Here is a 405-nt window from a genome sequence, read left to right as displayed (position 1 = left end):
GGCGACACCGTCACCTACGCCAAGGCGAGCGATCCTTCCCACGGCGCGGTGATCATTGCAAGCGACGGCACCTATACGTACACCCCTGGCGCCAACTACAACGGCACCGACAGCTTCTCCTATACCGTCAGCGATGGCCAGGGCGGCAACAACACCTATACGGTCAATGTCACTGTCACGCCGGTGAACGACCTGCCGGTGGCTGGTAACACGAGCTTCACTACCGCTGAAGATATGGTCAAGTCTGGCAGTCTGCCGGCGGCAAGCGATACCGATGGCGACACGGTGACCTACGCCAAGGCGAGCGATCCTGCCCACGGCGCGGTGATCATTGCAAGCGACGGCACCTATACGTACACCCCTGGCGCCAACTACAACGGCACCGACAGCTTCACCTACACCGTC

At 61.2% G+C, this 405-nt stretch carries 1 protein-coding gene; it reads left to right on the top strand.

What is annotated here, in order from left to right; genetic code table 11:
• Positions 1 to 405, top strand: a 405-nt coding sequence (locus LCI23_RS20490; protein ID WP_224948283.1) for a cadherin-like domain-containing protein, incomplete at both ends; no start/stop codon positions are given.

The sequence above is a fragment of the Massilia sp. MS-15 genome (assembly GCF_020176695.1).
Classification (GTDB): Bacteria; Pseudomonadota; Gammaproteobacteria; order Burkholderiales; family Burkholderiaceae_D; genus Telluria; species Telluria hydrophila.
The sequence above is the reverse complement of the archived record's forward strand: the minus strand, read 5'-3'. Positions and strand labels throughout refer to the sequence as shown.